Annotated in this window: 17 protein-coding genes; 3 read left to right on the top strand and 14 right to left on the bottom strand. The window is 62.3% G+C overall.

The features are described from left to right. Positions 1 to 4 precede the first annotated feature (4 nt). On the top strand, positions 5 to 253 hold the full coding sequence (locus QQJ96_RS23430) for a GlsB/YeaQ/YmgE family stress response membrane protein (protein WP_284334455.1): 249 nt from the start codon (positions 5 to 7) through the stop codon (positions 251 to 253). A 140-nt stretch (positions 254 to 393) separates the two neighbouring features. Here the strand turns inward: QQJ96_RS23430 and QQJ96_RS23425 are convergent, their stop codons facing one another. The 4 genes from QQJ96_RS23425 to QQJ96_RS23410 form a co-directional block, all read right to left on the bottom strand. Beyond that, complete coding sequence (locus QQJ96_RS23425; protein ID WP_284334454.1) at positions 394 to 1464, bottom strand: DedA family protein/thiosulfate sulfurtransferase GlpE; 1071 nt, start codon at positions 1462 to 1464, stop codon at positions 394 to 396. Between the two features lie 50 nt (positions 1465 to 1514). Further along, a complete protein-coding gene (aqpZ, locus tag QQJ96_RS23420) occupies positions 1515 to 2261 on the bottom strand; it encodes an aquaporin Z (protein ID WP_284334453.1) in 747 nt (248 codons plus the stop codon). Between the two features lie 248 nt (positions 2262 to 2509). Further along, complete coding sequence (locus QQJ96_RS23415; RefSeq protein ID WP_284334452.1) at positions 2510 to 2878, bottom strand: HU family DNA-binding protein; 369 nt, start codon at positions 2876 to 2878, stop codon at positions 2510 to 2512. Between the two features lie 141 nt (positions 2879 to 3019). Then, on the bottom strand, positions 3020 to 3790 hold the full coding sequence (locus QQJ96_RS23410; RefSeq protein ID WP_345782726.1) for a sulfite exporter TauE/SafE family protein: 771 nt from the start codon (positions 3788 to 3790) through the stop codon (positions 3020 to 3022). Between the two features lie 410 nt (positions 3791 to 4200). On the opposite strand from QQJ96_RS23410, the gene QQJ96_RS23405 reads away from it, so the two are divergent. After that, positions 4201 to 5094: a glycosyltransferase family 2 protein gene (locus QQJ96_RS23405; RefSeq protein ID WP_284334450.1), complete on the top strand. Its 894-nt coding sequence runs from the start codon at positions 4201 to 4203 to the stop codon at positions 5092 to 5094. Positions 5095 to 5169: 75 nt separating this feature from the next. On the opposite strand, the gene QQJ96_RS23400 is transcribed toward QQJ96_RS23405, so the two are convergent. From QQJ96_RS23400 to QQJ96_RS23380, 5 genes are all read right to left on the bottom strand, one after another. Beyond that, positions 5170 to 5730, bottom strand: a complete 561-nt coding sequence (locus QQJ96_RS23400) for a c-type cytochrome (protein ID WP_345782725.1) — start codon at positions 5728 to 5730, stop codon at positions 5170 to 5172. A gap of 9 nt (positions 5731 to 5739) precedes the next feature. Continuing rightward, positions 5740 to 6519: a copper resistance protein B gene (locus QQJ96_RS23395; RefSeq protein WP_284334449.1), complete on the bottom strand. Its 780-nt coding sequence runs from the start codon at positions 6517 to 6519 to the stop codon at positions 5740 to 5742. Next, on the bottom strand, positions 6516 to 8258 hold the full coding sequence (locus tag QQJ96_RS23390; RefSeq protein WP_284334448.1) for a copper resistance system multicopper oxidase: 1743 nt from the start codon (positions 8256 to 8258) through the stop codon (positions 6516 to 6518). The genes QQJ96_RS23395 and QQJ96_RS23390 overlap by 4 nt, the downstream gene beginning before the upstream one ends. Before the next feature lie 83 nt (positions 8259 to 8341). Beyond that, positions 8342 to 8737, bottom strand: a complete 396-nt coding sequence (locus QQJ96_RS23385; protein ID WP_284334447.1) for a hypothetical protein — start codon at positions 8735 to 8737, stop codon at positions 8342 to 8344. Positions 8738 to 8853: 116 nt separating this feature from the next. Then, the gene (locus QQJ96_RS23380; RefSeq protein WP_284334446.1) at positions 8854 to 9210 is read right to left on the bottom strand and encodes a hypothetical protein; all 357 of its coding nucleotides are present in this window, start codon (positions 9208 to 9210) and stop codon (positions 8854 to 8856) included. 149 nt (positions 9211 to 9359) lie between these two features. Between QQJ96_RS23380 and QQJ96_RS23375 the strand changes: the two genes are divergently transcribed. Beyond that, positions 9360 to 10283, top strand: a complete 924-nt coding sequence (locus QQJ96_RS23375; protein ID WP_284334445.1) for an MBL fold metallo-hydrolase — start codon at positions 9360 to 9362, stop codon at positions 10281 to 10283. A 36-nt stretch (positions 10284 to 10319) separates the two neighbouring features. Here the strand turns inward: QQJ96_RS23375 and QQJ96_RS23370 are convergent, their stop codons facing one another. From QQJ96_RS23370 to QQJ96_RS23350, 5 genes are all read right to left on the bottom strand, one after another. Then, entirely contained in the window at positions 10320 to 10673 is a 354-nt protein-coding gene (locus tag QQJ96_RS23370; protein ID WP_284334444.1) for a tRNA-binding protein, read from the bottom strand. Then, complete coding sequence (locus QQJ96_RS23365) at positions 10670 to 11959, bottom strand: NAD(P)/FAD-dependent oxidoreductase (RefSeq protein WP_284334443.1); 1290 nt, start codon at positions 11957 to 11959, stop codon at positions 10670 to 10672. The genes QQJ96_RS23370 and QQJ96_RS23365 overlap by 4 nt, the downstream gene beginning before the upstream one ends. An 86-nt stretch (positions 11960 to 12045) precedes the next feature. After that, positions 12046 to 14424 (bottom strand): penicillin-binding protein 1C, encoded by a 2379-nt coding sequence (pbpC, locus tag QQJ96_RS23360; RefSeq protein ID WP_284334442.1) that lies wholly within the window; start codon positions 14422 to 14424, stop codon positions 12046 to 12048. Positions 14425 to 14550: 126 nt separating this feature from the next. Further along, the gene (locus QQJ96_RS23355) at positions 14551 to 20655 is read right to left on the bottom strand and encodes an alpha-2-macroglobulin (protein WP_284334441.1); all 6105 of its coding nucleotides are present in this window, start codon (positions 20653 to 20655) and stop codon (positions 14551 to 14553) included. Positions 20656 to 20933: 278 nt separating this feature from the next. Continuing rightward, complete coding sequence (locus tag QQJ96_RS23350; protein WP_284334440.1) at positions 20934 to 21566, bottom strand: Vgb family protein; 633 nt, start codon at positions 21564 to 21566, stop codon at positions 20934 to 20936. Between the last annotated feature and the right edge of the window lie 16 nt (positions 21567 to 21582).

Here is a 21582-nt window from a genome sequence, read left to right as displayed (position 1 = left end):
TTACATGCATGGCATTCTCGCGTGGCTGATCATCGGCGCCATCGCCGGCTGGCTGGCCGGTCAGTTCGTCAAAGGCAGCGGCTTCGGTTTGCTGGTCGATATCATCGTCGGCATTGCCGGCGCCTTCATAGGTGGTTGGTTGACGGGGGTGCTTGGCATCCACCTCGGTGGTGGATGGATCATGTCCATCATCACCGCGACCCTTGGTGCAGTGGTACTGCTGTTCCTTATCCGCTTGGTAAAACGGGCCTGACCTGAGGCAACACTAGACCACCGATGGACAGACTCCATCGGTGGTCTGATTCTTTGCATAACCGCCGGTGTGTAGGCTGGGATGACAATCCCAGCTTATTGGCAGTCCGCAGATGCTGGGATTGTCATCCCAGCCCACCTTCACTGGGCGTGTCCGGACATGACCGCTTGCGGCACCGCAACCGGCTGCACTGCCAGGTGCTCGATGGCATAGCCGGCATCGGCCCATGCATCCAGCCCGCCTTGCAGCGGACGCACTTTGCGGTATCCCATCATCAGCAGCCCCTTCGCCGCCGTAGCCGCGGAAACCTCGTTCGGGCAGCTGCAGTAGATGACCACTTCCTGATCGATCGACACGTGCACGAGTTCCTGCTCGATGCCGCCAAGATTAACCATCAACGAACCGGGAATGATGCGGCTGTCGGCCAGGCGCGAGGCCTGCGAACGCACATCCACTACCACCGGCGCCTTGCCGTCTTCAATCAGGCGATGGAGGTCATCCACGCTGATGCGCGCCAGTCGCAAGGCCAGCAGCAGCCGCTTGCGTTGCCACCATTTCACGATGACATAGGCGATCAGCAATGCCGACAGCACTTCCACCGCCACCGTGCCGGCGCTGGCCAGCGCAAACAGCACGCGGTCGATCTGCTGCGAAAATGCGTAACCCAGACCGACGATCAGCCCGATCCAGATCAGCGAACCCAGCGCATCGAGCAACATGAACACTTGCGGGCGCAACCTCATCGCGCCCATCAGTGGCGGCGCGATGGTGGAAAGACCCGGCACGAACTTGGCGATCAGCAGAATCTGGCCGCGCCAACGCTGGAAGCGCAGTTCCGACTGCTTGACGCAGGAATCGGGGGAAAGCGAAATGCGGCAAAGCGTGCGCATCACCGACGCGCCATAACGGCGGCCCGCCACATACCAGGCAAAATCGCTGATCAGGCACGCCAGCAGTGCCACCAGCACTACCCCGACCAGCGGCAACTTGCCGGTGGACGACAACGCCCCGGCCACGACCAGGGCCGGCACCGCCGGCAATGGCAAGCCGGCCTGCTCCACCAAAACATTGATGAAAATCAGCAGCAAGCCATAGTCGGCAATCAGTTCGACGATCGCATGCGCCACTGCAATAACCTCGGGTCGGGACGCCTGCATCGTTGGGGTTGGCGAGTTCAATTGCAAGGTGGTTGGCGGGGGTTTTGCGGCCAAAAGCAGCCCTCCCCTGCTACACGCAAGGGAGGGAGTGCAGGCGAACCAACTCAGGCGTTGCTCACGCCCGGCTGCGCGGACGTGGTCAGGCTGGGCCTGGCCACGTCTTCGCCCAGCAGGAAGCGGAAGATCAGGCCGCCCGCTGCGCCACCAAGCAACGGCACCACCCAGAACATCCATAGCTGCTGCAACGCCCAGGTGCCCTGGAACACCGCCACGCCGGTGCTGCGCGCAGGATTCACCGAAGTATTGGTGACCGGGATGCTGATCAGGTGGATCACGGTAAGCGCCAGGCCGATCGCCAGCGGGCCGAAGCCAGCCGGTGCGCGGCGGTCGGTAGCACCGTGGATCACGATCAGGAACATGGCGGTGAGCACGAACTCGCTCATGATGCACGCCTGCAACGAATAGCCGCCGGGCGAATGCTCGCCATAGCCATTGGAGGCGAAACCGCTGGCCGTGGCGTCGAACCCAGGCTTGCCGCTGGCAATCACGTAGAGCACGGCGGCGGCGACGATTGCGCCGATCACCTGCGCAAGGATGTAGGGAATAACGTCCTTGGCGCTGAAGCGTCCGCCGAAGAACAGGCCCACCGTGACCGCGGGATTGAAGTGCGCCCCGGAAATGCCCGCGCAGGCATAAGCCATGGTGACCACGGTAAGTCCGAATGCCAGCGCCACGCCGGCGAAACCGATACCCAGATTCGGAAAGGCGGCCGCCAATACCGCGCTACCGCAACCGCCGAGCACCAACCAGAAAGTGCCGAAAAACTCGGCACAAAGTCGCTTGAACACCATTGTCGTCTCCCATGAATGAAACGGTGAGCGAGACCACGCTGCTAGGCTTGCGCGGCCGCCTTACGTCCCCCCTTGGTCCCTTGCAGGCACATCCGATGCCCTCAAGGACATGCGCGTAATAACACGCTGCTGGTTTGGACGGAAGTGGATGGTGCGAGTGCCATAAAAAACGGGATGCGCCACCTTGCGGTGACGCATCCCGTCATTTGCTTGCAGCCGCCGCTTGGCACAACGGCTTTAGGCGAGGATCAGAGCGCCGCGTCCTTGAGCTTCTTCAGCGGACGGATCTTCACCTTCACGGTGGCGGGCTTGGCGGCGAACCACTGCTCTTCCTTCGTGAAGGGGTTGATGCCCTTGCGCCGCGGCTTGGCCGGCACATTGACAGCGGTGATCTTCAGCAGACCAGGCAGGGTGAACATGCCGGCGCCCTTCTTATGCACCGACGCGTGCACCACACCTTCCAGCGCGGACAGAACGCCACGCACGTCCTTGGACGCAAGACCCGTGGTTTCCGCCAGATGCGCAACCAGACCGGACTTGCTCAGTGCGTCTTTGATCGGCTTCGGAGCCGCGGCGGCCTTGGACGCCGACTTGCCTTTTGCTGCCTTCTTTGCCATGGACTACCCCATCGTTATTTGGATTGTTGAAATATGCCTTTCGGCGAGCGAAATGTAGGGGAAATTTGTGCGCTCGCCAACTAGCCAAGGCAAAAAAAGCCCAAAAAGATGCGTTCGGACGGACCTGCAAGCCTAAAACCCCTACGGAAGCAAGCTTTTTGCCAGCATAAAAAGGGCCACCGCCGTGATCACAGCAGCAAAAAGCAGGCTGAGCACACCCCGCACGGCGGACAATTTTTCGGCAGCCCATGAGCCCAGCCAGCCGCCTGCTACACCGCCGGCAACGAACTTCCATGCCATTGGCCACGCTACCCAACCGGCTGCGGCGTAGTTGAGCGCAGCCGTCAGGCCAAATGCGCCGACACAAAACAAGGAAGTGCCGATCGCCTCGATCATCGCCATGCCGCTGGCGAACACCAGGCCTGGCACGATCAGGAAACCGCCGCCAATACCGAAAAATCCCGCCAATCCGCCCGCACCGAATCCCGCCGCGCCCAGGCGAGAAAACATGTTGCGGTGCGGATAACCCTTGCCATCGTGCTCCCGTCGGCCGCGCAGCATCAGCGCGGCAATCGCCAGCATCAACAGTGCAAACAACACCAGCAAATGCCGGCCATCGACCAGCTTGCCCAGGCTCGAACCCATATAGGCGCCGACCATCCCGGTTGCGGCGAAGGTGAAGGCCGCACGCCACCGCACGTGGCCGACCCGGGCATGCGGGATCAGATTGGCAAAGGCATTGGCGGCGACCGCCAGTGCACTGGTGCCGATCGCCCGATGTGGGTCATGCACGCCCACCACATAGAGCAGCATTGGCATGGAGAGAATCGAGCCGCCACCACCGATCAAGGCCAGCGAAAAACCAACCAGCGATCCGCACACAACAGCCAACAGGTCGTGTAGTGGAAACAAGGACACGGCTTACACCCGCTGCCAGGATGCGCAGATTAAACCGCAATCGATAGCACGGCGTCTTACGGCTGCTTCCCGGACACACAGTTTCATTCGTAAAAGATCGCCTGGTGAGCGCGGCATGCTGTAGTCACGCTGCTATGGCATCAAGGCTGTCCAATTGCGCGCGTGCGAATGCCTGCCCACGCGAGCTTTCACAGCATTTCAGTGAGATTTCAGCGCAAGAAAAACACGTCGTGTAGATGTGTTCTTCATTCCGCTATCACTGAAACTGCCATAAAAAACTAATCTGTTCGAACGGGCACCAGGGGACGTGCCAGGTATCACTGCCAGCCGTGCAAGCGCAGATTGAAACCGCCCTCAAGAGAGCAAACGGCAAGACCCCAGGATTCCATTCCATGCATGATGAAATGAAGACAGCAACTATCGGACCGGATACACGACATCACCATGAAACCGTCGCCACGCGGGCTCCCGTAAGCGTAGTGGTTCCCTGTTATCGCTGTGCCGCAACCATTGATGAGGCCGTCGGCTCGATCGCAAATCAGACTTTGCTCCCTGCCGAAGTCCTGCTGGTGGAAGACTGCAGCGGCGATGGATCCCTCGCCGCCTTGCAACGAATCGCCGCAGCCTACGAAGAGGGCTGGATCAAAGTGATCGCGCTGGCGGACAACGGTGGCCCATCGCGTGCGCGCAATATCGCCTGGGAACAGGCCACACAGACCTACATCGCCTTCCTCGATGCCGATGACACCTGGGCGCCGCGCAAGCTGGAATTGCAAATGGCGGCGCTGAAAGCGGACCCTAGCATTGCGCTGATCGCGCATCAGATGGTCGTTCGCGAGCGCGGCACACCGATCCCAGCACCGCAGGAACCGATCCAGACGCAGATCATCGGGCGCTTCCGAATGCTGTTCCACAATCCTCTTCCGACCGCCTCGGTGACGCTGCGTCGCGACCTGCCGTTCCGCTTCGACGAAAAGGTGTGGTTCTCGGAAGACTACCTGCTGTGGTCGCAGATCCGGTTTTCCGGTCATCGCTGCGCCAAGATCAATCAGGTGCTGGCGATCTGGAACGCACGTGCTCCCGGCCAGCATGGGCTCAGCGATGACTTCATGGCGGTCCATCGCGCCCGTCGCATCATGCGTCGCCGGCTGCTGCGGGAGGGCTACATCAGCCTGCCCGAGTACCTGTTTACCCGTACGGTGGGCCTGGTGGCGCGTGTGCGGCGCAGCGTGAAGGCGCTTGTGCACAAGGAGGCCGAGTATCACCGGCCCCAGACCGATCGGCCTCAACCAGGCTAGCCCCTGGCTGGGATGACAATCCCAGCTTGCCGTGCTGCATCTCGAAGCTGGGATTGTCATCCCAGCCTACAGGCATCAATGCGAATGCATATCGTGCATGTCGTCTTTGTCATGCCCCATATCCATGTCTTCATCCGGTGGCGCCTTGGCGACGATGTCCTTGTATTGCGCCGGCGTCATGCCGGGCAGCGTGCGCACGAAGGCGACGATGCTCCAGATGGTCTGGTCGTCGTGCGTGGCGCCCCAGGCCGGCATCGCGGTCAGCTTGATGCCATGCTTGATGACCCAGAACGCCTCACGCGGATCGATCGGCTGTTGGTCGAACACGGGCGGCTGCGGATAAAGACCGGCACGCAACTCCGAATCGTGCATGCCCGGCGCAAGGTGGCAGCCGGTGCACATCGCCGCATACTGGCCCGCCCCTTTCAGAATCAGCGCAGGATCGTTGAGCTTGGGCACGCTGACCGATTCGGCCTGGTGCTGGATCGAGCGGCTGCGGACCATGCTCAAAAAGCGATAGGTAGCGGGCCAATGCGGAACATCCGCGCCAATGTTGTAGTTGCCAGACCCGGCGTAGACGTAGCCGAGCAAAGCCAGAATGACAAGGACCACAATCGTGCTGATGATGGTTTTCATGGCAGCTCCCTAAAACCAGAAACGGACGCCGGCCACGACTTGCCGGTCGAAAACAGGTTCGCGATCCACGCGAGCGAACGTGGCGGTGGTACCGAAGCGACGGGACCATACTACGCCAACATAAGGCGCAAACTGCCGCGTGATTTCGTAGCGAAGGCGTAGCCCAAGCTGGGTATCGGAAACGCCGCTGCCAATGCGTTGCGCGGGATCGTCCTTGCCGTAGAGATTGATCTCAAGCTCCGGCTGCAGGATCAGGCGCTGGGTGAACCGCACGGTGTATTCCGCGCGCAAGCGTGCGGCTAGGCGCCCCCGGTCGCTGAGGTAGCCCGTTGCTTCCAGTTCGAACCAGTACGGCGCCAGCCCTTCGACGCCGAAGGCGGCCCAGTTGCGTTGCGGCCCCAGCCCCAGGTCGTGGCGCACGCCCAGCTGGGTAGCCCAGAAGGCTGACACGGAATGGCCCCACAACGCTTCCAGATCGCCGCGCTCGATCCGCCTGTTGCTACCCTCCCCTTCGCTGCGCAACCACAACTTGTCGCTGTCGTTGCCGTACCAGGCTTCGGCCTCCCATGCCGGGCCATTGCCGCCATAGCCATGGGTGAATTCCAGTTGGTCGACGAGCAGCATGCCGTAGCGCGCGCGATCGTTCATGTCCATGTCCTGCATGGCCGGCGGTGGTTCGTCGTGATGACTCATGGACAAGGCGTCTTGCGCCAGGCCGGTACCAGGCAACGTAAGCGCCAGACATGCCAACCACGCACGTCGCCACCGGCTGTGGATACGTCCGTTCATGCCACTTCCACCTCACGGAACATGCCCGCCTCCATGTGAAACAGCATGTGGCAGTGATACGCCCAACGCCCGGGGTTGTCGGCAGTGACCGCATAGCTGATTTGTTGGGCTGGCTGCACGCTGACCGTGTGTTTGCGCAGTTGGAAGTCGCCGGCGGCATTTTCCACCTCGCTCCACATGCCATGCAGATGGATCGGGTGATGCATCATGGTGTCATTGACGAGCACGATGCGCAGACGCTCGCCTTGATGGAAGCGCATGGGCTGCGCATCGGAGAATTTCACGCCGTCGAACGACCAGGTGTAGCGCTCCATATTGCCGGTCAGGCGCAGCGTGATGTCCCGCTCCGGCTCACGTTGGTCGAGCGGACCGCCGATCGTATGCAGATCGACGTAGGTGAGCACGCGCCGGCCGTTGTCGCGCAAACCCACGCCAGGGTCGTCCAGGTTCGTGCGCGGCGTCTGCACGCGCATGTCCACGCCTGGCTCCGTTTTCAGTTTGGCTGCGGGTGCGTGATCGTCCATGGCCATGCCGGGCATGTCCTGCATGTTCGACATGCCAGGCATCCCCTGCATGCCGCTACCATGCGATGACATATTTCCCATCATGTCCTGCATGCTGAGCCATACGCGCGGATCCATCGCCGGCACGGCGGCCTCCATGCCTGGGCGCGGTGCCAGCGTGCCGCGCGCGTAGCCGCTGCGATCGATGGATTGGGCAAACAAGGTGTACGCGCGATCCTCCTGCGGTTCGACAATGACGTCATAGGTCTCGGCCGGGACGATGCGCAATTCATCCACCGGCACCGGTTCCACGTCTTGCCCGTCGGCGCTGACCACGCTCATTTTCAGGCCCGGAATGCGCAGGTCGAAGATCGTCATGGCCGATCCATTGACGATGCGCAGACGCAGTTTTTCGCCGGGATGGAACAGGCCGGTCCAATTGCCGGCCGGCGTGTTTCCGTTCATCAGATACGTATAGGTATACGCCGTCACATCGCTGAGGTCAGAGGGATTCATGCGCATCGCATTCCACATCCGGCGCTTGGCGAAAGCTTCGCGCAGCCCCAGGTGCTGCGCATCGCGCATGAAATCGGCCACGCTGGGCTGGGCGGTGTTGTAGTAGCCGCTGTCTTTCTTCAGGCGCGCGTAGATGCTCGCAGGATGGTCATCGCTCCAATCGTTGAGCAGCACTACGTAATCGCGATCGGCGGCAAAACGTTCACGGCCTTGCGGGTCGATGATCAAGGCGCCAAGCAGCCCGGTCTGTTCCTGATAGCCCGAATGCGCGTGGTACCAGTAGGTGCCGGACTGCCGCACGTCGAAGCGGTAGACGAAGCTTTGCCCGGGGGCGATGCCGTCGAAACTGATGCCAGGCACGCCATCCATGTCAAACGGGAGAATGATGCCGTGCCAGTGGATGGAGGTCGGCACGCGCAAATGGTTCGTGACACGCAAGCGGACTTGGGTACCTTGCTTCCAGCGCAGGATAGGCCCAGGCAGGCCGCCGTTGACGGTGGTGGCGATGCCGGGCGTGCCGGTGTAGTTCACTCGCGTCTGGCCGATGTCCAGGGCGAAGTCCGTGCCACTGAGCACAGCGGGGCTGACAAAGCGGTTGGCGATTGCGGCGCGAGCCGGCCCCATCAGGCCCAGCGCGGCCGTAGCGCCGCCCACGGCAAGACCCTGGACGAATCGCCGCCGCGCCTCGTCGACCGCTGGCGGCGGGTAGAAACTGTTCATGCGACAACTCCCAATGCGAAGCGATACTGCAAGGCGGATCGCGCTAGATGCGCGCACCGCCGAACGGTTATGTCACGGACGCTTCAGGCTGCGGGTGGCCGCAAGGGAGGGATCAGATCAGGGGTAGGCGCATCGAGACTAGGCATCAATGCACGCATGACGGCCAGTTGCGCAGGCCCGTGCAAAGCCTCTACGCAAGGCAGCAGCGCCGCACCGCACATGGCTTCGCAATGACAAGCCGGATGGGTCGTTTCACCACAACAATGATCAGCGTGCTGGCCACCTGCCGCCGTGCTGCCGGCATGCATGGCGTGCTCCATCGTCATCGAAGCCATGCCCATGGAGTGTTGATGCTGATCCGCCATGACGCCGGCCGAAACGGCCGGCACGGACACCGTCATCAGCAACCATGCGAGCAAGGCCATTACACGCACAAAGCGTGAGCTGGCGACGCGGCGTGGGGAAAACGACGGGGACATGCGGCAAGCTTATTGCCGGCGGGTCCCCGGCGGCAACTCTGGAGCAAGTCCAGGCTTGCTGGTGCACGGCGTCAGCTTGATGCGGCAAGCGCACTCGCCCCGATGTGCTCCTTCGCTCACTTCACAACATTCGCCTGGCTGTAGCCCATGTACAGCCCGATCTTGTCGCCGGCCTTCAAAGTCGCCATCGCGGCCGGGGGAAAGTGCACGCGCAACGCCATGCCTTCGGACATCACATCCACGATGCCGCTCTTGGGGTCGGCCTTGGTGACCGTGGCGGGCATGGTGTGCATGCCATGCATGTTGACCATGTCGTCGCTCTTGATGGTATGCGACATCTGCGCTCCTGCCTGCTGTCCTTGGCTGGGCATCGAACCGGGTGGCGGCTGATCTTGCGCCGTGGCCGATGCGATGCAGCCCAGTAGCGACATGCCCAACACGCAAGCTGAAAGACTGAACGAACTGGCACGCATGATGGTCTCTCCTTGGCGGGAAAACCGAAGCCTGGTCATTATCCGGGCCACGGCGTTCACACAAACTGAAAATCAGGTGGTTGAAGGAGGCGACAATGTCTCGGACTCAAGCGCCGTATAGTTGAGCCTACGACTCTAAATTGCTGCCCATGACATCCGACGGCATTCATACGATCGATACCGGTTTTGTACGGCCGCGGTTCGATGCAGCCTACCTGCTGGTTCACCGCGGGCATGCTGCATTTATCGACTGCGGCACTCATCATTCCGTGCCCCGCCTGCTGGCGGCGCTGGCCACGGCCGGCCTCGATGCATCGGAAGTGGATTGGCTGATCCTCACCCACGTGCATCTCGATCACGCGGGCGGCGCGGGTGAGCTGATGGCGCGGCTGCCCAACGCCAGGCTGGTGGTACATCCCCGGGGCGCCCGGCATATGGCCGACCCTTCCCAGCTATGGGCCGGCGCCACTGCGGTCTATGGCGAAGAAGTCATGCAACAAGCCTACGGCCGGCTTCGCCCGGTGCCGGCGGAGCGCATCGTCGAAGCACCCGACGGCCACGTCGTCGATCTACGTGGCCGCCATCTGCGCTGCCTCGATACGCCGGGTCACGCCAAGCATCACATGGCCCTGTACGACGAGCAGGCCAATGTGTGCTTCACCGGCGATACCTTCGGCCTCTCCTATCGTGAATTCGACACCCGGCTAGGGCCTTTCATCCTGCCGACCACCACGCCGGTGCAATTCGATCCTCAAGCCTTGCATGCTTCGATCAGGCGCTTGCTGGCGCTCAAGCCTGACGCGATGTACCTCACCCACTTCGGCCGCGTCGAACAGGTCGAGCGGCTGGCCGGCAAGCTGCATGCACTGATCGATGCGATGGTCGTGATTGCGCTCGACGCCAAGGATTCATCGGACCGCCACGCACGGCTAGTGCACGAATTGACCCAGCTGTATGCCGCGCACACGGCGGAACACGGCTGGCATGGTGATCGCGAAGCGCTGGTGCATTGGCTGGGGACGGATATCGAACTCAACGCGCAGGGACTGGGGGTATGGCTGGATCGCTTGTAGGCTGGGATGGCAATCCCAGCCTATGCGCTTCATAAATCACGCGAGCCGCGTGCCATTCGGTACCGAGCGCTCGATGCTGGTGATCACCACGCCCTGCTCGGTGGGGAAGCCGGTCAACAGGAATTGCGAACGGAATGGCCCGATCTGCTTTTCCGGAAAATTGATCACCCCCACGATCTGCCGGCCAAGCAATGATTCGGGCGTATACAGTGCGGCGATCTGCGCGCTGGTCTTGCGCTCGCCGTAGGGACCGAAATCCGCCCATACCTTCCAGGCCGGCTTGCGCGCCTCGGGAAAGGCTTCCACGCGCGTGATCGTGCCCGCCACCATCAGCACCTTCTCGAAATCCGCCCAGCTGATTGCTTCTGCCGCCACTGTCTGCACGTTCATCCTTCCAGACTCGTCTTGAACCAGTCGTTGAATTCCTGCCACCAATAGCTGGCCTGCGCCGCCAGCAGGCCGAAGGGCTTGTAGGCACGCGCAAGACCGTAGTCGGCAAACTGCCGCCAGCCCTCATCGCCGTCGGCGATGGCCGCGGCCAGCAGTTCGCCGGCCGCGCACGTAGGTGCCAGGCCGTGACCGCCAAACGCCTGTGCCCACCATAGACCATCGCCAGCCGTGCCGACCTGCGGCATCTGGTGGCGCGCATAACTCATCAGACCGGACCATGCGTAGTCGATACGAACGCCTTTCAGCGTGGGGAAAACACGCAGCAAGTCGCGGGTCAGCACGCGCTGCACGGCCGCTGCGGAACGATTGCGAATCGAGATCCGGCCGCCCCACAGCAGGCGCGTATCGGGCAAGGGTCGGTAATAGTCGAAGGCGAAGCGCGTGTCGTAGACGGCTGCACGCGTCTGAAGGCATTCGTCCAAGCGATCGCCCAGCGGCTCGGTCACCATGACATAAGTGGCGATCGGCAGCACCGCGCGATCGATCTGCCGGCGCAAACCGGCGAGATAGCCGCCACACGCCAATACTACGTGTTCGGCCTGCAATTCGCCTTGCGGCGTGCTGATGAGCCAATGGCCACCTTCACGACGCAGGCGCCAGACATCGCTGTTTTCGCAAATACGCACACCTTGCTGCACGGCTGCCGCGGCGAGTCCGATAGCGTAATTCAACGGATGCAAGTGCAAAGCATTGCGTTCGTAAAGCCCATCGTAATAGCGCTCGCTACGTACCCGCTCGCGCAGTTCTTCTTGCGGCAACCAATCCCAATCCACACCGTATTGCTCGGCAAGCAAACGCTGCCGTTTGCGCAGCACGTTCGGATCACGGAACCAGTTGGCCCAGATCACGCCCTGATCGACCATGTCGCAAGCCATCGAGTAGCGAGTCACGCGCTCGCGTATTCGCTGCACCGCCGCGGTGGTGAGATCGAAAATGCGCTTGGCGCGCTCATCGCCCTGCTGCCGATGCAGCGCTTCCTCGCCGAGCGAATAGCCACCAAAAACGAATCCGCCATTGCGACCCGACGCGCCAAAGCCGACCTGCTCTCGCTCCAGCACAACGATGTCGCGCACGCCTCGCTCAGCCAGCCCCAATGCGGTATTCAGCCCGGCAAAGCCGCCGCCGATAATTGCCACGCGCGCTTCAGCACGGCCCTGCAGCGGCGCATACGGCTCGTACGGCGTGGCCGTGGCGCGGTAATAGGACGGCACCGAGGCTTGCTTCATGGAGATGAACCAGGCGGCTAAGGCAACCAGGATAGCGTAGGCTGGGACGCCAGTCCCAGCCTACGCAAGTTTATTCCGTAGTCGGATTATTCAACCAAGGTCACGTCCAGGATGCGCTGATCGGCCAGCCCATGGTCATCCACCACGCGCACCGTATAGCGCCCTGCCCCATGCGGCTGCCAATACAACGGCTCGCCGGGGGCGCTGCGGCCTACGTAGGCATCGTCAACGAACCAGTACAAGTTGTGCACATCCGCGTCGTTGGTCACGGTGAAGGGGATGCGTTCCTCGCCTAGCTGCTTCAGGCGCAAGGTATAGGTACTGCCGCGCAAGGGTGAAGTGATGCTAGGCGGCAGCCCGTTCACGTGCTCGCTGCCGCTGCAATCGGGATTCACCGGCGGGTGGCGGCGCGGCATGCCGGCCTGCTGGAACACGCGTTGCAAGTCCGAGGGCCAGAATTCGTAGACCTCTACATGCGTGCGCTTGCCGTCGAACGGCGGGCAGGCGGGCATGCCGGTGGCGTCGTCCATCACCACTGGTCGATAGATGTTGTCGACGCGAATCGGCGATTTGCCGGGAATGAACCAGGCCGGGCCCTGCTGCGGACACCACTGAGTCGGCAGGTTGCCGCTGGCCAGGCAGACCTGCACGCGCCGCAGACCGGCCGGCATGGCACGTATCGGTTCGTTCAACGGTACGTGTTCGGCGCGCAGTGCGTCGATGATCTGAAAGTACAGCGGCGCGGCAGCCTCCACCCCTACGAACGCAGGATTGCCGCTGCCATCGAAATTGCCGATCCACACCACCAGCACGTAGGGCCCGAAGCTGCCCGCTGTCCAGGCGTCGCGGAACGCCCATGAGGTGCCGGTTTTCCAGTACACCGGCAGGCGCAGTCCCTGCGCACCGATCACTTCGTCCGGCCGCGGGTTCTGGCGCAGGATGTCCATCACCATGTAGCTGGCTTCGTCGCTCAACAGCCGTGTTCCTTCCGGCTCAGGATCGTCGGCGCGCAGGCGTAACGGACGCAGCACGCCTCGATTGGCGAGCATGGCGTAAAGCTCGGCCAGCTCCTGCATGCTCACCTCACCGCCACCAAGCACCAGCGACAGGCCGTAGTGCTGTTCGCTGGCCAGGCGGCCAATGCCCGCCTGTTGCAGGAAATCGTAGAGACTGGGCTCATGCAGCTGGGAGGCCACCCACACGGCGGGAATATTACGGCTGCGGATCAAAGCCTGCGTCGCGGTGATCGGTCCCAGAAAATGGCCGTCGAAGTTTTCCGGCGTATACGGCCCGAACGCTGTCGGCACGTCACGCAGCACAGTTTGCGGATGCAGCACGCCTTGATCGAAACCCAGCGCATAGATGAAAGGCTTCAGGGTCGAGCCCGGTGAGCGTTTCGCCAGCGTGCCGTTGACCTGTCCCTGGATGGCGGCATTGTGATAATCGGCCGAGCCGACCATCGCCTTGATGCTCATGTCGCGGGTATCGAGCAGCAAGGCCGCGGCGTTGACGATGCCGCTTGATGCCTTGCGTTTTACATACAAGGCGATCTGGCGCTCCAGGATATGTTGCAGATCCAGATCCAGCGTGGTGGTCACCATAGCGCTGCGATTGCTGTCATTGAGTTGTTGCGCGGCCAGCACCTGCTCCACCGCGTGAGGTGCTTCGAACGGCAGGCGGCTGCGCGCACGAAGCGCCAGCGGCAACGCGAACAGCGGCTTCAGCCCGGCATCCTGCGGGTGCCGGCTCAACCAGTCCTGGTACAGGCGATTGCGCGCATCGGCCAAGCCGCTGCTGATCAGCGCATTGTCCACACCATCCCCGCTCAGCAAGTGCCGCGACGGATTTTGCGGGATCACCGCCAGCGTCAAAGCTTCGGGCAAGGTGAGTTCGCTGGCTGGCTTGCCGAAATACACCAGGCTGGCGGTGGCGACGCCCTGGACGTTGGCGCCATAGGGTGCGAAGTTGAGATAGGCCTCCAGGATGTCGTGCTTGGAATAGAACAACTCCAGCTGCACAGCGCGCCCGATCTGGCGCAGCTTGCCCAATGGCGTGCGTGTATTGAGCCCCCATAGCAAGCGCGCCAGCTGCATCGTGACGGTCGAGCCGCCTTGCGGGGCGCGATGCCGCACATAGGTAACCCAGGCACCGCGCAGCAAGCCATAGGGGTTGAATCCGGGGTGCCATGCATACCAGCGGTCCTCGTGCAGCAGCACACCGTCGACCAGTTGCGGGGATATGTCCTTGAGCGGTACCCACAAGCGATATTGCTGATCGCTGGCCAGCGTCAGGCGCAGCAAGTGTCCCTTGCTGTCGTAGACCGCGGTGGAAGAAGGCAGCCAGCTGCGCAGGGCCGGGTGCGGCCACAAACGACAACCAGCCAGCACTGCCAGCAGCAGTGCCGCCGCCACCAGCCAGTTTTGCCAGCGCGCAATCCAGCGGCTGGCAATGCGCAGGTGTTTCATGATCTGCATGCTTAGCATCACCAGCGTAGGCTGGGATGCCAATCCCAGCTTTCTACCCGGCTTGCGGATGCTGGGATTTTCATCCCAGCCTACGACTCACCGCGAGGTTAGGGGCTGCCGACTCGTTCAAGGTTTGTCCACTACCTTCAACGACTCGCCACCGGCCGAACGCGCCTGCAAGGTACGGTCATACATCGACTCGGCATAGGCCGGCGGTATGGCGAAGGTACCTGCGTTCGTCGCACGGATGCGGTACACGAACTCGCGCACGTCCGGCGTCGCTTCGCCATAGATCACCACGCGATCCTCGCGAATATCGGCGTATTCCGGCCTCCAGGTCGACTCCGACAAACCGATCGGCGAACGCCAAGCCGCTGGCGCGCTGGTATTGCTGTCTTGGTTGCCATCCTGGCCCTGGTTGCCTTCATTGCCATCGTTGGCCGAGGCATCGCCGCTCTGCGCGGAATTCGCCGCCGGTGGTTCGATCACCGGTTCGAAGCCGCCGGGCAACAGGTCCACGATGGCGACGTCGCCGACTGCGTCGCTGCCGGTAGCGCGGATCTTCACGTGCACGTCGATCTCTTCGCCCAGCGTCACCGAATCCAGGTGCTTGCCTTGCGTATCGGTGTATTCGCGCACAATTTCGATACCTTTGGCGATCGCCTTGTCCGGCTGCACGCGGTCATAGCCACTTTGGCTGGCGACGCGCCACGCCGGCAAGCTGCTCTGATTGAGGAAACGCAGCTTGTTGGCAGCGGCATCCCAAGTGCCGGCCTGCAGCAGGCCTCCCTGCAGGCTTGAGATGGTCTTGACGCTGCCATCGGCATGCACTTCCTGGATGCTGAACTTGTCCAGCTCGCTGGAAGCCTGGCTGGCGTAGCTGTCCAACGCCAGGATCGTCATCGCCGAGGAAAGCGTGTTGTAGTAGTTGTGCGTCAACGGCCAGGCAATGTTCTCGAACACGCGCGGCGGCAGGGCCTTGGCGCGTTCGGGGAAGTGCTTGGCCAGCAGGTACAACACGCTCGAATCGCGCACCAGCGGATCGTAGTAATAGTAGTAGGCGTAGCTCTCGTCCGGCTTCGAACGCGTCAGCAACTGCTCCGGCCCGGCGATCAGGCGACTGGCTTCGTCATCTTGCTTGAGCAGTTTGTAGGAAGCGGCCAGCCATGCCGCGGACAGGTCGTTCTTCCAATCGTTCGGATACGCCTGCTGCAGGCGCTTCTGGATCGCTGCCAGCGCATTGGTGGTGACATTGCCCTGGCGCGTCAGCAGGTAGGCCGCATAGGCGCGCTGGCGTAGCGTGTACAGGGAATCCATGCCGTCATCGGCGGCCAGCTGCTGCAGGTACTTGTTGCCTGCGTCGATCATGTCCTGCGGCACGGGCGTGCCGCGATCGCGCGCTTCAAGCAGGAAGTTCATCACGTAGACGGAGACGAAGGGCTGCGCGTCGGGCGTGGCCGACCACAAGCCGAAGCCGCCCGCGCTGTTCTGGCGTGTATGCAGCACGTCGAGCAGCTTGTTCAGCGCTTCCTGATTGCTGATCTGCTTCTCCCCTTCTGCCATGAAGGCCGGCTGCAAGGCATGCGCGAAGATCGGCACCTGCGGCCACTTGCTCACGATCAGGCGCGGCATCGCCATGCTCACCACCTGTTCGCTGCAGTAGTTCTGGTAGTTGACCAGATAGCTGGTGATGCCCTCCCCCAACACGACCGGCAACGGCGAGATCGCAGCGTCGCGCGCCACGTAGGCGTCGAACATTTGCCGCAACGGCGACAGCTCCGCCTGGCTATGGGTGAACACCTGGCCGACATCGACCTGCGTGCGGTAAGCCGCCGCCGGACGTACCGACACGTCCACGGCTTGCTGCGCGGATTTGCCGGCATAGCCGGCGGTGAAAGCAAGGTGGCCGGAGCCAAGCTTGTCGGTGGCCTTGACGCGGAACTTCACCACGCCTTCGCGCATTTCCGCCAGGCTGATGTTCTGCGTGGCCGCGCCCATCACCTGCAATTGCGGACCGGTCTTCAGGCTTACCGCCACCGGCACCTGCTTGCCACCAAGGCCGGTGAGGTTGTTGGCAACACCTACGCTTACTTCTACTTCATCGCCCGGCGCCAGCGTTGTCGGCACATTCGGCGAGAGCACAAAGTCGCCACGCACCGTCGTTGCGCCTTCATAAGTACCGATGCGATCCGGCGACACGGCTACCGCCATCACCCGCAGCTTGCCGTTGAAGTAGTCCGGCACGGTGTAGGTGAAATCCTTGTCGCCATCGACGTCGACGATGCCCGACCAGTACACCACCGGCTTGTCGCGCTTGCGCTTGAACGGATTGAGCTGGCGGCTGATCGCCGCGTCCGCATCACCGCCCGGCGCCGCCGCCAGGGCCATCAGCTTTTCGAAGTCCGGCAGGATCAGGTCGAGGATCTGCGAGGTTTGCACTTCAAGCATCTTCTTGCGGAAGAAGTACTTCAGCGGATCGCCCAGCTTGTAGCGCGCCACCTGCAAAATGCCCTCGTCCACCGCGAACACCACGGCCTTGGTCGGGTGATCGGCGTGCAGCTTGAAGGTCACCGTGTCGCCCGGCTTCACCAACGCCGGCGAATCGACCTTCAGCCCATCGCGGCGCGCATCCAGATTGACCGAGAACGGCACCACGCCGTAGCTCAGCGGGCTCATGAAGATTTCATCCGACGACGGATCGCGAATGAACTGCACGTTGATGTAGCCGTTGCCTTCGAAGTCCTTCGGAATGGTGATGTGCTGCACCGAGCTGGTGGTATCGGCATGGAACCACGCGTGCGCGTACACCTTGTCGCGCTCGATGGTGATCAAGCCACTGCCGACATAGGGCGCGCGCACGGAGATGTTGACGGTATCGCCCGGGTTGTAGTCGGCTTTCTCCAGCGTGAGCTGCAGTTCCGCGTTGCGGTCCAGCGAGCGCGAAAGATTGGCGTCGCCGGCTACGGAATAGCTCACGCGGTTCACTTCCACGCGATCGCTGGCGCGCAGGATCACCAGCGCATAGTTGCCCGGCTTGCCGGTGGCAAGCGTGTAGTCCAGGCCGCCGGAGGGAAGGCTCAGCGCCTGCTCGTTGACCGGGATTTCCTTGAGCTTGGATTCGTATTTGTAGACGCCCGAATCCTGCTTGGTCAGCACCGACACATAGCGCTGTTCGATCAGCTGGGCCTTCAAGCCATCGAGCTTGATCGACTTGGCCTGGGGATCGATCGCCACCAGGTGCACTTTGCGCTCGGCATTGCGGGTGATGTAGTTCAGATCGTCCACGCTGCGGTAGCCGATCAGCCAATCGTTGCTTGAAACCAGCGATTGCGTGGCGGCTGCCACGCTGCGACCGCCTTCGGGTTCGTGCGCCTTGGCCAGGAAGTACAGCTGATAAGTGGCATCGGCGTACTTCTTCAGGTCCAGGTCGAACTCGGCATGGCCCTTGTCGTCGGTCTTGCCGTCCTGCAAGTTCTCCTCATAACCGTCCTTGGCGCGGCGAACGTCGTAGAACTGATAGTCGGGCCAGCTGTGGAACGAGGGCCATGCCGGACGCAGCGTGAGCGTGGCTTCCACTTGGCGGTCCGCTGCCGGTGTGCCAAACAGGTTCTGCGCATCGACCAGGCCCTTGAGACCATCGGGCTTGACCCAGCCCTCGGCCACCTGGCTGGACAGCTTGGCGCTGACCTTCATGCGGTCGGGTTGGAACTCCTTGACCTGCACGGTGGTGTTGCCGATCTGCGTATCGGCCTTGCCATCGCGCACGATGTACAGGTTCACCGTCCACGTGCCGGTCGGTGCGGTTTCCGTCGGCGTATAGGTCAGTTCGCCGAAGCCCGAATCGTCCATCTTCAGCGGAATCTGCTTCACCGTCACGCCACGCGGATCGACCACTTCGGCCTGCAGCGGAATGCCCGCGACATTGCGCGTCCAGCTAGCGGCCCTGACGATCAGGCCGATGTGGATATCATCGCCCGGACGGTAGATGCCGCGATCGGAGAACAGATAAGCCGACAACGTACCGGGATTGACGGCGCTGGCTTCACCGCCAATGTCGAAGCGCGAATAATCCAGTTGCCGGTCGCTGCCGCTGATCGGCAGGAACGACAAGTCATCCGCCTTCTTCACCACATACAGCGCGGGGCGCTTTTCGCGGTCCAGCCCCTTGAAAGTGGGGAAATGCACGGCGCCGTCGGCCGCCGTGTCCTGCGTGAACAAGGTCTGGCCGTTGACTGCCAGCACGGACACGGTGGCGCCCGCCACCGGTTGGCCCGTATGGATCGACTGCACGAACACGTCCTGGCTGCCATCCAGCGAACGCTTCACCAGCAGCCCTAAGTCGGTGACCACGATCAGGCGGCTATCCAGCGCGGTATTGGCTGAGTCCTCGCCCTCTTCGGAGTTGCCCGATTCATTGCTGGAAGAAGTGTTGTCCACGTCGGGATCCGGCTGTGCGCCGGGCGGTGGCGGCGCAAAGCCTTGCTTCGCCAGCTCCCTGGCCTTGGCAGCCTGTTCGGCCTGTTTCTTCTCCTGGGCCGGGTCGAAGTCGTACAAGTGCAGCAAGAACACGCCGCGCTTGCCCGATTGCAGATATTGCCCCAGGTCCACGCCTTCATAGTGGGCGTGCGCGGGATCGTTGGCCGGGAAAGCACGCTTGACCTCGAAGCGGTCGACGATGTGCTCCTCGGTGAATTCGTAAGGCAGCTGCGGGTGCTTGTAATCGCCCTGGTTGAGGCTGACCAGGTGCTGCAATTGCTCCGGCAGCACCCGGCCGATCTGCAAGCGCATGCCGGTCATGTTGCGCGATACCACCGAGACTCGCTTGCTGCCGCTGAGCGAAAGCAGCGAACCGTCGGCCATGAAACGCAGCAGTTTCGGATAGTCCGGCACGGTGACCACGGCGGTCCTGGGATTGCCCAGCACATAACCGCCGAAGGACCTCAGCCCTTTCTCCACGCGCACGTAAATGCGCTGGCCGGGATCGGCATGGAACTTGAAACTTTGCAGGGCCTGGTAGTCGTTTTCCGTCGGCACCACTTCCAGCGCCAGTTGCTTGGACTGACGCAGGACGTCTTCGCCTACTTCGTAGGAACTCCACGAGTAGTTGCCTTGTTCCTGATCGGCCTCATCCTGATTGTCCTGGCCGCTGTTGTTGTCCGACTTCAGGGCGTGGATCTTTCGGGCTGGCAGCACCCAGGCGTGCACCCGCGTGGCCAGGTCGCTGTCGCGTACGGCGCCGCTGACGTTGATCACCATCACCTGCTCGGGCTCGTACTTGTCGTTGTCGACCAGGGTGGGACTGATGTCGTCCACGGAAAGGCTGTAGAGGCCCGGAACGCGTACGGTGGTTTTCAGTTTGTCATCCGTACCTGAGCCACCGCGCGAGCTGCGCACGCCACTGTCGAGCGCCATCTCCACCGCGCCGTCATCGCGCGGCAAAGCGAGTGGTTGCGAATGAATCCATGCATGCAACTTGTATGGATCGTAGGTAACGCTGAACTTCAGCGGCGTGGTCTTGCGCTCGCCCCAGCTTTGCAGGTTCAGCGCGATGCGTTTTTCGAACTGCGCCGGATCGACCGGGTAATTGAAATCGACCGCCATGATGGTTTTCTTGGCGGTCGGGTCCTGCGGGTCCTGGTAGAACTCGCCCTTGGCGAGCGTGGCCTTGAACGGCGCGGTATCGAATTGGAAATGATCGTTCGCCATCAGCACGTGGTGGGCGAACATCTTGGGGATGTCGAAGCGGATCTGGTAGTGCTGCCCCACCGGCCAGTCGGCAGCGGGCATGAAGCGCAGGGTCTTGTCGTCGACCCAGGTCCATTGGCCAGTCACCTGCGGCTGCATGGTGATGCCGGCGGTGACCGGCTTGCCGACCAGCTCGATCGGTGCGGCCGAGGCGGAGAAACTGACTTCCAGCGGAGAGATCGTTACCGGTTGCTTGGTGTAGTCGCTGATGTTGGGCGGATTGACCGTCCAGCTGATGCGCTCCGGTTCCTGCGGACGCGGTCGATTCTTGTACCAGTGCCAGCCGTACCATCCGCCGCTGGCAACCAGCGCCACGGCAGCAACGACGCCCAGCGAATGCAGCGGACGCCTGCGCACGAGATGCATCCAGGCCGGTGCCGACCAGTTCACCTGGCCGACCAGCGGGCCAAGCAGCCAGCCCAGCGCCATCAAGACAGCGCCCAGCAGCCGTACCGGAAGCCAAAGCAGAAACCGCAGCAAATCCATAATGCGCCCTGTGTTCAATCCGTTAGGTACCCGGCCGCTTGCCGGCCAGGCGTTCTTCATCGCGGGGGAGCCTTATGCAGAAGGCATAAGACCAGTCGGCACGAGATTCCCCATGCCTAGGCTGCCAAATCGATGTGGCAGCTTGCGGTCACGATTCTGGCACGATCTGGTGAGCGCGTGGCAGTCCGATAGCTGCCAACCGTAGGCTGGGATGACAATCCCAGCATTGTGCGGCGGCATGCATGGCAATGCTGGGATTGTCATCCCAGCCTACGCGGCTATTTGGGACGCAGGATGACCCGCACTTTTCCGCTATTTCCGCCACCGCAGAAAAACCGCCCGCCGCCATCGGACTCCAGCCCCGACACGCCCATACCCTCGGGCATTTCGATGCGCTCCAGCACCTCTCCGGTGTGCGGATCGACGTGGCGCACGTCGCTCTCGTCGCCTTCCCAAGTGGCATGCCACAGCTCTCCGTCGATCCAGCTGACGCCGGTAACGAAGCGGTTGAACTCGATGGTGCTGAGGATGGCCCCGGTCTGTGGGTCGATGCGGTGGATCTTGCGCTGCCGATACTCCCCAACCCAGAGCGAGCCTTCGGCCCAGGCCAGTCCCGAATCGCCGCCGCCACCGGGGGCCGGGATGGTGGCGAGCACGCGACCGCTCTCGGGATCGATCTTGTGGATGCGGTCCTCGGCGATCTGAAACAGGTATTGGCCATCGAAAGCCGTGCCGGCGTGGGCCGCCAAATCGACCGACCGCACCAACTTGCCGCTCTCCGGATCGAGGGCATTGAGCTTGTCGCCCGAAGCGAACCAGACGCGCTGGCCGTCATAAGTCACGCCACCCACCTTGTCGATGCCGGGAAAGGGGCCGTATTCGCGCAGAACCTTGGCTGCGGATCGTTTCATGGCTTCATCCTGCTCA

The organism is Dyella flagellata (assembly GCF_030160275.1).
GTDB classification, from domain to species: domain Bacteria; phylum Pseudomonadota; class Gammaproteobacteria; order Xanthomonadales; family Rhodanobacteraceae; genus Dyella_B; species Dyella_B flagellata.
This window is presented reverse-complemented; position numbering and strand designations above follow the sequence as displayed.

Coding starts and splice junctions, on each gene's coding strand:
- QQJ96_RS23365 (WP_284334443.1), bottom strand. CDS start 11,959: ATGAAGCAAGCCTCGGTGCCGTCCTATTACCGCGCCACGGCCACGCCG.
- QQJ96_RS23400 (WP_345782725.1), bottom strand. CDS start 5,730: ATGAAAACCATCATCAGCACGATTGTGGTCCTTGTCATTCTGGCTTTG.
- QQJ96_RS23405 (WP_284334450.1), top strand. CDS start 4,201: ATGAAGACAGCAACTATCGGACCGGATACACGACATCACCATGAAACC.
- QQJ96_RS23375 (WP_284334445.1), top strand. CDS start 9,360: ATGACATCCGACGGCATTCATACGATCGATACCGGTTTTGTACGGCCG.
- QQJ96_RS23390 (WP_284334448.1), bottom strand. CDS start 8,258: ATGAACAGTTTCTACCCGCCGCCAGCGGTCGACGAGGCGCGGCGGCGA.
- pbpC (WP_284334442.1), bottom strand. CDS start 14,424: ATGAAACACCTGCGCATTGCCAGCCGCTGGATTGCGCGCTGGCAAAAC.
- QQJ96_RS23415 (WP_284334452.1), bottom strand. CDS start 2,878: ATGGCAAAGAAGGCAGCAAAAGGCAAGTCGGCGTCCAAGGCCGCCGCG.
- QQJ96_RS23380 (WP_284334446.1), bottom strand. CDS start 9,210: ATGCGTGCCAGTTCGTTCAGTCTTTCAGCTTGCGTGTTGGGCATGTCG.
- QQJ96_RS23395 (WP_284334449.1), bottom strand. CDS start 6,519: ATGAACGGACGTATCCACAGCCGGTGGCGACGTGCGTGGTTGGCATGT.
- QQJ96_RS23370 (WP_284334444.1), bottom strand. CDS start 10,673: ATGAACGTGCAGACAGTGGCGGCAGAAGCAATCAGCTGGGCGGATTTC.
- QQJ96_RS23350 (WP_284334440.1), bottom strand. CDS start 21,566: ATGAAACGATCCGCAGCCAAGGTTCTGCGCGAATACGGCCCCTTTCCC.
- aqpZ (WP_284334453.1), bottom strand. CDS start 2,261: ATGGTGTTCAAGCGACTTTGTGCCGAGTTTTTCGGCACTTTCTGGTTG.
- QQJ96_RS23355 (WP_284334441.1), bottom strand. CDS start 20,655: ATGGATTTGCTGCGGTTTCTGCTTTGGCTTCCGGTACGGCTGCTGGGC.
- QQJ96_RS23385 (WP_284334447.1), bottom strand. CDS start 8,737: ATGTCCCCGTCGTTTTCCCCACGCCGCGTCGCCAGCTCACGCTTTGTG.
- QQJ96_RS23430 (WP_284334455.1), top strand. CDS start 5: ATGCATGGCATTCTCGCGTGGCTGATCATCGGCGCCATCGCCGGCTGG.